The organism is Mycobacterium sp. 1245805.9 (assembly GCF_001672915.1).
Lineage (GTDB): Bacteria > Actinomycetota > Actinomycetes > Mycobacteriales > Mycobacteriaceae > Mycobacterium.
In genome coordinates this window covers 1-10,323 of sequence record NZ_LZKR01000144.1, presented here as the reverse complement: position 1 = coordinate 10,323, position 10,323 = coordinate 1, and the positions used below count along the sequence as shown (strand labels likewise).

General features: G+C 68.1%; 11 protein-coding genes. 8 read left to right on the top strand and 3 right to left on the bottom strand.

Annotated features, from left to right (window positions below; all coding sequences use genetic code 11):
* Positions 1–140: 140 nt before the first annotated feature.
* The 3 genes from A9X00_RS19395 to A9X00_RS19385 form a co-directional block, all read right to left on the bottom strand.
* The gene (locus tag A9X00_RS19395) at positions 141–1,247 is read right to left on the bottom strand and encodes an inositol-3-phosphate synthase (RefSeq protein ID WP_067156990.1); all 1,107 of its coding nucleotides are present in this window, start codon (positions 1,245–1,247) and stop codon (positions 141–143) included.
* A gap of 66 nt (positions 1,248–1,313) precedes the next feature.
* The gene (locus A9X00_RS19390; protein WP_067156987.1) at positions 1,314–1,856 is read right to left on the bottom strand and encodes a PadR family transcriptional regulator; all 543 of its coding nucleotides are present in this window, start codon (positions 1,854–1,856) and stop codon (positions 1,314–1,316) included.
* Positions 1,857–2,026: 170 nt separating this feature from the next.
* Entirely contained in the window at positions 2,027–2,929 is a 903-nt protein-coding gene (locus A9X00_RS19385) for a DUF1707 domain-containing protein (protein ID WP_067156984.1), read from the bottom strand.
* Positions 2,930–3,053: 124 nt separating this feature from the next.
* Between A9X00_RS19385 and A9X00_RS19380 the strand changes: the two genes are divergently transcribed.
* The 8 genes from A9X00_RS19380 to rplI all read left to right on the top strand — a co-directional run bounded on the left by A9X00_RS19380 (position 3,054) and on the right by rplI (position 10,180).
* Positions 3,054–3,479: a DUF5318 family protein gene (locus A9X00_RS19380; RefSeq protein ID WP_067156981.1), complete on the top strand. Its 426-nt coding sequence runs from the start codon at positions 3,054–3,056 to the stop codon at positions 3,477–3,479.
* Between the two features lie 31 nt (positions 3,480–3,510).
* Positions 3,511–6,078 (top strand): transglycosylase domain-containing protein, encoded by a 2,568-nt coding sequence (locus tag A9X00_RS19375; protein ID WP_369830771.1) that lies wholly within the window; start codon positions 3,511–3,513, stop codon positions 6,076–6,078.
* On the top strand, positions 6,075–7,721 hold the full coding sequence (locus tag A9X00_RS19370) for a glycosyltransferase family 87 protein (RefSeq protein ID WP_067156975.1): 1,647 nt from the start codon (positions 6,075–6,077) through the stop codon (positions 7,719–7,721). The genes A9X00_RS19375 and A9X00_RS19370 overlap by 4 nt, the downstream gene beginning before the upstream one ends.
* Positions 7,718–8,359 carry a DJ-1/PfpI family protein gene (locus A9X00_RS19365; RefSeq protein WP_067156972.1) on the top strand — a complete coding sequence of 214 codons (642 nt, stop codon included), beginning with the start codon at positions 7,718–7,720 and terminating at the stop codon, positions 8,357–8,359. Before A9X00_RS19370 ends, A9X00_RS19365 begins: the two co-directional genes overlap by 4 nt.
* Positions 8,360–8,487: 128 nt before the next feature.
* A complete protein-coding gene (gene rpsF / locus A9X00_RS19360) occupies positions 8,488–8,778 on the top strand; it encodes a 30S ribosomal protein S6 (protein ID WP_044509152.1) in 291 nt (96 codons plus the stop codon).
* A 98-nt stretch (positions 8,779–8,876) separates the two neighbouring features.
* Positions 8,877–9,392 carry a single-stranded DNA-binding protein gene (locus tag A9X00_RS19355; RefSeq protein ID WP_067156969.1) on the top strand — a complete coding sequence of 172 codons (516 nt, stop codon included), beginning with the start codon at positions 8,877–8,879 and terminating at the stop codon, positions 9,390–9,392.
* Between the two features lie 44 nt (positions 9,393–9,436).
* On the top strand, positions 9,437–9,691 hold the full coding sequence (gene rpsR, locus A9X00_RS19350; protein WP_066935440.1) for a 30S ribosomal protein S18: 255 nt from the start codon (positions 9,437–9,439) through the stop codon (positions 9,689–9,691).
* Positions 9,692–9,721: 30 nt separating this feature from the next.
* Positions 9,722–10,180 carry a 50S ribosomal protein L9 gene (gene rplI, locus A9X00_RS19345; RefSeq protein WP_067156966.1) on the top strand — a complete coding sequence of 153 codons (459 nt, stop codon included), beginning with the start codon at positions 9,722–9,724 and terminating at the stop codon, positions 10,178–10,180.
* Positions 10,181–10,323 lie beyond the last annotated feature (143 nt).

Here is a 10,323-nt window from a genome sequence, read left to right as displayed (position 1 = left end):
CCCCCCCGCCCCCCCCCCCCCCCTGAGCACACACTCAAAACCCTCGGCTCACACCGAAAGCCGTGAGCTCGCGAACGCCCGCAAAACCAGGGGGGGGGGGGGCCGCCCCCCCCCCCCCCCCCGCACACCGTTACGGAGAGTTACCCCTCGATGATGAACTCTTCGAGCTGGGCCCGCGCGACGTCATCCGGCAGCTGCTGCGGCGGGCTCTTCATCAGGTAGGCGGACGCCGGCACCACCGGGCCACCGATGCCGCGATCCTTGGCGATCTTGGCCGCCCGCACCGCGTCGATGATGACCCCGGCCGAGTTCGGCGAGTCCCACACCTCGAGCTTGTACTCGAGGTTCAGCGGCACGTCGCCGAACGCGCGGCCCTCCAGCCGCACGTAGGCCCACTTGCGGTCGTCCAGCCAGCCCACGTGGTCGGACGGCCCGATGTGCACGTCCTTGGTCTTGAACTCGCGCTGCAGGTTCGAGGTGACCGCCTGCGTCTTGGAGATCTTCTTGGACTCCAGCCGCTCGCGCTCCAGCATGTTGAGGAAGTCCATGTTGCCGCCGACGTTGAGCTGCATGGTGCGGTCCAGCTGGACGCCGCGGTCCTCGAACAGCTTCGCCATGACGCGGTGGGTGATGGTGGCGCCGACCTGGCTCTTGATGTCGTCGCCGACGATCGGAACGCCGGCGTCGGCGAACTTCTTGGCCCAAACCGGGTCCGAGGCGATGAACACCGGCAGCGCGTTGACGAACGCCACGCCCGCGTCGATCGCGCACTGCGCGTAGAACTTATCGGCTTCCTCGGAGCCCACCGGCAGGTAGGACACCAGCACGTCGACGTTGTTCTCCTTGAGGACCTTGACCACGTCGACCGGCTCGGCGTCGGACACCTCGATGGTGTCGGCGTAGTACTTGCCGATGCCGTCGAGGGTCGGACCGCGCTGCACCGTCACGTTGGTGGGCGGCACGTCGGCGATCTTGATGGTGTTGTTCTCCGACGCGAAGATCGCCTCCGACAGGTCGAACCCGACCTTCTTGGCGTCCACGTCGAATGCGGCCACAAACTTCACGTCGCGGACGTGGTACTGGCCGAACTTCACGTGCATCAGGCCGGGCACCGTGCTGTTCTCGTCGGCGTCGAGGTAGTACTGCACGCCCTGAACCAGCGACGAGGCACAGTTTCCGACGCCGACGATGGCGACTCGTACCTCTGTCGACGCCTCGGGCGCCCCGAACGGCTTGTGGTCACTCATAGGGCGTTCTCCTCACTTCTATTACTTGTGTCTTGGCTGTTCTGGTTGCCGGTTCGTGCAGGGGTTTCACGTCTGTTCGGACAGGCCCGGCAGCGCCCGCTCCGCCGCGATGAGCTCGTTGAGCCACTTGACCTCGCGCTCGCTGGACTCGAGGCCGAGCTGGTGGAGTTGGCGGGTGTAACGGTCGAACGAGCTGCTCGCCCGCGCCACCGCTTCGCGAAGCCCTTCGCGGCGCTCCTCGACCTGACGGCGGCGGCCTTCCAGGATGCGCATCCGCGCCTCCGCCGGCGTGCGGTTGAAGAACGCCAGGTGGACGCCGAAGCCGTCGTCGGTGTAGTTGTGCGGACCGGTGTCGGCCACCAGCTCACCGAAGCGCTGCCGGCCCGCGTCGGTCAGTTGATAGACCCGACGCGCCCGCCGGACCGGGGTGCCGGCAGGCGCGGCGTCCTCGGCGATCAGCCCTTCGACCTGCATGCGCCGCAGGGCCGGGTACAGCGATCCGTACGAAAACGCCCGAAACGCCCCGAGGAGGCCCGTCAACCGTTTACGTAGTTCATACCCATGCATGGGCGATTCGATCAGGAGACCCAGGATGGCGAGCTCAAGCATCGATATACACCCCCTCGAAATGGCCGGGAACGACTAAGTACGGCTCGGTATGGCTGATTGCTTTGACCGACTTAACGGTCCGACGCCTCGCGTCATCGTATCGTCTCGATATATTCGCCACAACACTACCTGTCGTTGGTGCGCTATTCGTCACAGAGCGTCGGGGCCCGCTACGACGGCAGATTGACCCGTTTGATGGTGCCGTCACCTGCGAAAACGATGGATCCGCCGCCGTAGTCGCCCGACACGTACACCGAGAGCGAGAGCGCGCCCGGGGTGGTGGGGTCGGTCGAAGGTTCGATGATCAGATAGGTCGTCTTGACGTCGGAGTTCTTCATCCGGAGGCTCTGCGGGGCTCCGCGCACCAGGCCCACGGTGGCGGCGATGTCGAACTTGGAGAGGTCGACCGGGACGGGACCGTCGGTGCCGCTCTTGGCCGAGCTGGTCGGGTCTCCCCAGCCGCCGCGGTAATCGTAGGCCAGCATGCGGCGGTCATCGGAGGGGTCCGGGCGGTCGAGCACCGCGTAGGTCGGGTAGATCACCAGCCGGAACCCCATGGTGTCGCCGAACCTTTTGCGGGTTTGCTCCATCAGGCCGGTAAGGCCGCCGACCGACAGCAGCTGTGTGGGCGGCGTCAGCACCACCGGGGCGACGCCGTCGGGCTTGGCTCCGGGGTCCGTCGTGAAATCCAGCGGCGAGCGGGTGTTGCCGTAGACGGCCCAACCGATGCCGACGCCCAGCAGGACCGACGCGAGGAGGGCGGCGGCCAGGCCGCGCCACCCGCCGAACTTCGGCAGCATCGATGACGCCGATCTCCCCGCCCGTGCCGTCGACTGCAGCCCGCTGGTGTCGCCCTGCAGGTCGTCCACCAAGGCCCGCAGTTCGCCCAGGGTGACCGCGTTGGTCGCCGCGCTGACGCGTTCCCGGTGCTCTTGATCGGATATCTCGCCGTCGCTCAGGGCGTTGTCGAGGATCCGGCAGGCGTCCTGCCGGTCGCTGTCCTTGGCGCGGGTCGTCGGCGTGGCCCCGGCGGCCCCGCCGCCCCGCGCCGTCGTCCCGAGCAATTTCGCCACGCCGATGATCGTAGAAGTCCCGCCCGGATTCGGCACAGGACGCCGACGGCGATCGTCGCGGCGCGGTCCCGCAACGGCCTCGGTTGCGTATCGGCGGTGCGGGCGGCCACGTACTCTGGTCAGCGTGCGACTGCAGCGACAAGTGGTGGACTACGCGCTTCGGCGGCGCTCCCTGCTCGCCGAGGTTTATTCGGGCCGCACCGGTGTATCCGAGGTGTGTGACGCCAACCCGTATTTGCTGCGCGCCGCGAAATTTCACGGGAAACAGAGCCAAGTGATGTGCCCGATCTGCCGAAAGGAGCAGCTGACACTGGTGTCGTGGGTGTTCGGCGACCACCTGGGCGCGGTGTCGGGTTCGGCGCGCACCGCCGAAGAGCTGGTGATGCTGGCAACCCGTTTCCCGGAGTTTTCCGTCCACGTGGTGGAGGTGTGCCGAACCTGCAGCTGGAACCACCTCGTGAAGTCGTACGTGATGGGTGCCGTACGCCCCCCCAAAGGCACCGGCGGCACCCGGACGGCGCGCAACGGCGCCCGCACGGCCATTGAGTAACGAAGGGCGCCACGACCAGTCGCCCGGTGACCTGAACGAATCGGCGACTGAGCGCGTGGGCAAGCACGCGAGCACCGACCGGCAGGACAACCCTGACGGGGCGGATCCGGCGCGGCGTGACCCGCCCCCGGCGCCCGGCCGCCGCCGCCCGGTTCCGCCCGACGACCGGCTGACCACGATCCTCCCGCCGGTCGTCGATGACCGCGCCCCCCGCCGAGCCGACCCGATCCAAGAGGTGAAGGCCGCACTGGACCGCCCCGCGTCCGCGCCCCTGCAAAGCGACCCGCTCGAAGAGGTCAAGGCCGCGCTGGACGGACGGGGGAGCGCTCCGCGACGCGCCGAGCCGATGTCCGGGCGCCGCCCACCCGAAGGACCGCCGCCCCCGCCCCGAGGTCCGGCTGGGCCCGGCGGCCCCGGCGGACCCGGCGGCAGGGCTCCCGGACCCGGGGTGGACTGGAGCTGGACTCAGCAGATCAACTGGTTGTGGGTGCGACGCGCCGCGTACATCACGGCGGCGGCGCTGGTGCTGTTGCCGATCGTCACGTTCACCATGGCGTACTTCATCGTCGACGTTCCCAAACCGGGCAACATCCGCACCAATCAGGTCTCGACGATCCTGGCTAATGACGGCTCACAGCTCGCCAAAATCGTTCCGCCCGAAGGGAACCGGGTCGACGTCAACCTCAGCCAGGTGCCGGTGCATGTGCGTCAGGCGGTGATCGCCGCGGAAGACCGCAACTTCTATTCCAACCCGGGCATTTCGTTCACCGGGTTCGCGCGGGCGGTCAACAACGACCTCTTCGGCGGCGACCTGCAGGGTGGCTCGACGATCACCCAGCAGTACGTGAAGAACGCGCTGGTCGGTTCGGCGCAGCACGGCCTCAGCGGGCTGATGCGCAAGGCCAAGGAATTGGTCATCGCGACCAAGATGTCGGGGGAGTGGTCCAAAGACGATGTCTTGCAGGCCTATCTGAACATCATCTACTTCGGTCGCGGCGCCTACGGTATTTCGGCCGCCGCGAAGGCCTATTTCGACAAGCCGGTCGATCAGCTCACCGTCTCCGAAGGGGCGCTGTTGGCCGCGCTGATCCGGCGGCCCTCCTCGCTGGATCCCGCCGTCGATCCCAAGGGCGCCGCCGAGCGGTGGAACTGGGTGCTGGACGGCATGGTGGAAACCAAGGCGCTGTCGCCGGGTGACCGTGCGGCACAGGTGTTTCCGGCGACGCTGCCCCCGGATCAGGCTCGCGCGCAGAACCAGACCACCGGGCCCAACGGGCTGATCGAGCGCCAGGTGACCAAAGAGCTGATGGAGCTGTTCAACATCGACGAGCAGACCCTGAACACCCAGGGGCTGCAGATCACCACGACGATCGACCCGAAGGCCCAGCAGGCCGCGGAGAAGGCGGTGTCGAAATACCTCGACGGGCAGGACCCGGACATGCGGTCCGCGGCCGTGTCGATCGATCCGCACACCGGCGCGATACGTGCCTACTACGGCGGTTCGGACGCAAACGGTTTCGACTTCGCTCAGGCCGGGCTGCAGACCGGATCGTCGTTCAAGGTGTTCGCTCTGGTTGCCGCGCTGCAACAAGGCATCGGGCTCGGCTACCAGGTCGACAGTTCCCCGCTCACCGTCGACGGGATCAAGATCACCAACGTCGACGGGGAGAGCTGCGGGACCTGCAATATCGCCGAGGCGCTGAAGCTCTCGCTCAACACCGCCTACTACCGGCTGATGCTCAAGCTCAAGGGGGGACCGCAGGCCGTCGCCGACGCCGCACACCAGGCGGGCGTCGCGACCAGCTTCCCCGGCGTCGCGCACACGCTGTCCGAGGACGGCAAGGGCGGACCGCCCAACAACGGAATCGTGTTGGGCCAGTATCAGACCCGGCCCATCGACATGGCATCGGCGTACGCCACGCTGGCCGCGTCGGGTGTCTACCACCGGCCGCATCTGGTGCAAAAGGTCGTCAACGCCGAAGGCCAGGTGCTGTTCGACGCCGGCAACTCCGACAACAACGGCGAGAACCGCATCGAGAAGGGCGTCGCCGACAACGTCACCGCCGCGATGCAGCCGATCGCCGGCTACTCGCGCGGCCACAACCTGGCCGGCGGACGGGCCTCTGCGGCCAAGACCGGGACGGTGCAGCTGGGCGACACCCAGGCGAACAAGGACGCCTGGATGGTCGGATACACGCCGTCGCTGTCGACGGCGGTCTGGGTGGGCACCGTGCAGGACAACGTGCCGCTGGTAACGGCCTCGGGCGCGGAGGTCTACGGTTCCGGGCTGCCGTCTGACATCTGGAAGGCGACCATGGACGGCGCCCTCAAGGGCACCCCCAACGAGACGTTCCCCAAGCCGAGCGAGATCGGTGGCTACGCCGGCGTTCCCGCGGCCCCGCCCCCGCCGGCGCCGCCCGCGGTGACCGTCATCCAGCCCACCATCGAGGTGGCGCCGGGCATCACCATCCCGGTCGGCCCGCCGACGACGATCACCAACGCCCCGCCGCCGCCCCCGGGCACCCAGCCGGGCGCGGGGGGCCCGCAGCCACCCGGCGTCCCGCCGGGCGGCCCGCAAGCGCCTCCGCCGCCGCCGTGACCGGCGCGCCTCAGCAGGACAGCACCATCTCACCGCGGCCCCTGGCCGCAGATCTGCGTAGCGCCGACAACCGCGATTGCCCCAGCCGCACTGACGTTTTGGGGGCGGCGCTGGCCGATGTCGTCGGCGGACCGGTGGGCCGGCACGCGCTCATCGGCCGCACCAGGGTGATGACGCCGGTGCGGGTCATGTTCCTGATCGCGCTGGTGTTCCTGGCGCTCGGTTGGTCGACCAAGGCGGCGTGCCTGCAGAGCACCGGCTCGGGGAGCGGCGATCAGCGGGTCGCCAATTGGGAGAACCAACGCGCCTACTACGAGTTGTGTTACTCCGACACGGTGCCCCTCTACGGCGCGGAGTTGTTGAGCCAGGGCAAGTTTCCGTACAAGTCGAGTTGGATCGAGACCGACGGCAGCGGCGCGCCGCAGACGCGTTATGACGGCCGACCTGCGGTGCGCTACATGGAGTATCCGGTGCTGACCGGGGTCTACCAATATGTGTCGATGGCGGTGGCCAAGACCTACACCGCGCTGAGCAAGATCGCCCCGCTGCCGGTGGTGGCCGAGGTGGTGATGTTCTTCGACATCGCGGCGTTCGGCCTGGCGTTGGCCTGGCTGGCGACCGTCTGGGCGACCGCGGGCCTGTCGGGCCGGCGCATCTGGGACGCCGCCCTGGTGGCCGCCTCGCCGTTGGTGATATTTCAGATATTCACCAACTTCGACGCTCTGGCAACGGCTTTCGCGATGGGTGGGCTGTTGGCCTGGGCGCGGCGCAAACCGGTGTTGGCCGGTGTGCTGATCGGGTTGGGCGCCGCGGCCAAGCTCTATCCGCTGCTGTTCCTGGGCCCGATGCTGGTGCTGGGCCTCCGGACCGGTCGACTCGGCGCCCTGGCGCGCACGGCAGGAACGGCCGCGGCGACCTGGCTGATGGTGAATCTGCCTGTGCTGGTGCTGTTTCCGCGCGGTTGGTCCGAGTTCTTCCGGCTCAACACGCGCCGCGGCGACGACATGGATTCGTTGTACAATGTGGTGAAATCGTTCACCGGCTGGCGTGGTTTCGATCCGGGGCTTGGCTTCTGGGAGCCACCGACCGTATTGAACGCGGTCGTCGCGGTGTCGTTCGCGCTGTGTTGCGCCGCGATCGCGTATGTCGCGCTCACCGCCCCGCGACGCCCACGGCTGACGCAGCTGCTGTTCTTGGTGGTGGCGGCTTTTCTGTTGACCAACAAGGTGTGGAGCCCCCAGTTCTCGTTGTGGCTGGTGCCGTTGGCGGTGCTGGCGTTGCCGCATCGCCGAATCCTGCTGGCGTGGATGACGATTGACGCGCTGGTATGGGTGCCACGGATGTACTACCTGTATGGCAACCCGAACCGCGGGCTGCCGGAGCAGTTCTTCACCACGACGGTGTTGCTGCGCGACGTCGCGGTCGTCGCGCTGTGTGTGCTTGTCCTGCGGCAGATCTACCGGCCCGAGGAAGACCTGGTGCGCTGGGGCGGGCGCGTCGACGATCCGGCGGGCGGCCCCTTCGATCGCGCCTCCGACGCCCCGCCCCGGTGGTTGCCCGACTGGCTGCGTCCGCCGGGAGTGCGCCGCCCGGCGGCCCCGGCGCCCGAACCTGAAAACGAAGCGGCAGCCGTGGTGCCATGACGGTCGTCGCGATCCCGCTGTTCCCACGGTTCACGGCATTGGACGCCGTGGGCCCGTACGAAGTGCTGCAACGCATTCCATCGATCGACGTCGTGTTCGTCGGGCACCGCCGCGGCGAGGTGCGCACCGAAAACGGCATGCTCGGCGTCGCCTGCGATGCGGCCTTCGACGAAGTGGCCGCCCCCGACGTGGTGGTCGTGCCCGGCGGCATCGGAACCCGCCAGCTAATCCACGACGACGCGATCCGCGCCTGGCTTCGATCGGTGCACCCCAACACCACGTTCACCACGTCGGTGTGCACCGGGGCGTTGTTGCTGGCCGCCGCCGGCCTCCTCGACGGGCTCACCGCGACGACCCATTTCAGTGCTGCGGATTTGTTGAACGACTTGGGCGCACGTTACGTGCCCGAACGAGTTGTCGAGCACCTGCCGCAGCGAATCATCACCGCCGCTGGTGTGTCCAGCGGCATCGACATGGCCCTCCGGTTGGTCGAGCTTCTCGTCGACCGAGAGGCCGCGCAGGCCGCTCAGTTGTTGATCGAATACGACCCGCAGCCGCCGTTCGACTCCGGCTCGCTCGCCAAGGCCGACCGCGCGACGAGGGCCAGGGCGAAGGAATACTCCCAACGCCGGAAGTAAGGCACCCGCCGGACGGATTTTCCCGGCCGACCCCGCGTCCGGTACCCTGGGGCGGTTGCCGACGCAGGCGACCCTCCTGCCACGGAACGACCGTGGCCGCTAAGACCAGAGGAGGTGGTGAGGTTTCCATGCGTCCATACGAAATCATGGTCATTCTTGACCCCACGCTCGACGAGCGCACCGTGGCCCCGTCCTTGGAGACGTTCCTCAACGTCGTCCGCAAGGATGGCGGGACCGTCGACAAGGTCGACATCTGGGGCAAGCGCCGCCTGGCCTACGAGATTGCCAAGCACGCCGAGGGCATCTACGTGGTCGTCGACCTGAAGGCCGAGCCGGCGACCGTGTCCGAGCTCGACCGCCAGCTCAGCCTCAACGAGTCGGTGCTGCGCACCAAGGTGATGCGCACCGACAAGCACTGACTGCCGAGTGTCGTCGGAGCTGCGTACGCTCAGCGGGAACACACTGATGTCTATCCCCCGTCCAAACGCGACGAACAGGGTGGAACGAGGAGGAACCTGTGGCTGGTGACACCACAATCACCGTTGTCGGCAACTTGACCGCCGACCCCGAACTGCGGTTCACTCCCTCGGGTGCCGCCGTGGCGAACTTCACCGTGGCATCGACGCCGCGGATCTATGACCGCCAGAGCGGGGAATGGAAGGACGGCGAGGCGCTGTTCCTGCGGTGCAACATCTGGCGGGAGGCCGCCGAGAACGTCGCGGAAAGCCTCACTCGCGGCGCCAGGGTGATCGTCACCGGGCGGCTCAAGCAGCGTTCGTTCGAGACCCGTGAGGGCGAGAAGCGCACCGTCGTGGAGGTCGAGGTCGACGAGATCGGCCCCTCGCTGCGCTACGCCACCGCCAAGGTCAACAAGGCCAGCCGCAGCGGCGGCGGGGGCGGTGGCTTCGGCGGGGGCGGCGGCTCTCGCCCGGCTGCGGCCCCGGCGGCCCAGCCGAGCGGCGGGGACGACCCGTGGGGCAGCGCCCCGGCCTCGGGGTCCTTCGGCGGCGGCGACGACGAGCCACCCTTCTAAAACGCAAAACTTCAGACCAGTAACAAACGGAAAGAAAGACAGACATGGCCAAGTCCACCAAGCGGCGCCCGGCGCCGGAAAAGCCGATCAAGGCGCGCAAATGCGTCTTCTGCGCCAAAAAGGGTCAAGCGATCGACTACAAGGACACCACCCTGTTGCGCACCTACATCAGCGAGCGCGGCAAGATCCGCGCCCGCCGGGTTACCGGTAACTGCGTTCAGCACCAGCGCGACATCGCCATCGCGGTGAAGAACGCGCGCGAGGTCGCCCTGCTGCCCTTCACTTCCTCGACGCGGTAGCCGCCGAGAGCCAACCGAAAGTACGAACCAATGAAGCTGATTCTTACGGCTGACGTCGACCACCTCGGGACCGTCGGCGACGCGGTGGAGGTCAAGGACGGGTACGGCCGCAACTTCCTGCTCCCGCGCGGCCTGGCGATCCTGGCCTCGCGCGGCGCGCAGAAGCAGGCCGACGAGATTCGTCGGGCCCGCGAGACCAAGACCGTGCGCGACCTCGAGCACGCCAACGAGATCAAGTCGGCGATCGATGCGCTGGGCCCCGTCGCGCTGCCGGTGAAGGCCGCGGGCGACACGGGCAAGCTGTTCGGCTCGGTGACGGCCGGTGCCGTCGTCGCGGCCATCAAGAAGGCCGGCGGACCCAACCTCGACAAGCGGGTCGTCCGCCTGCCCAAGACGCACATCAAGGCCGTCGGCACGTATGCGGTCTCGGTGCACCTGCACCCCGAGGTCGACGCCGAAGTTGCGCTCGACGTCGTCGCGGATAGCTAACTAAGTAGCGTTTGCTCGCTTCCGGCGGCGGGCGGCGCCGCCCCCCCCCCCCCCGTGTTTGCCGGCGCGCGCTCCGGGGCGGGGGGGGGACCCCGGCGCGGGTGGGGGGGGGGGGCCCCCGTTGGGGGGGGGGGCCGCGGGGG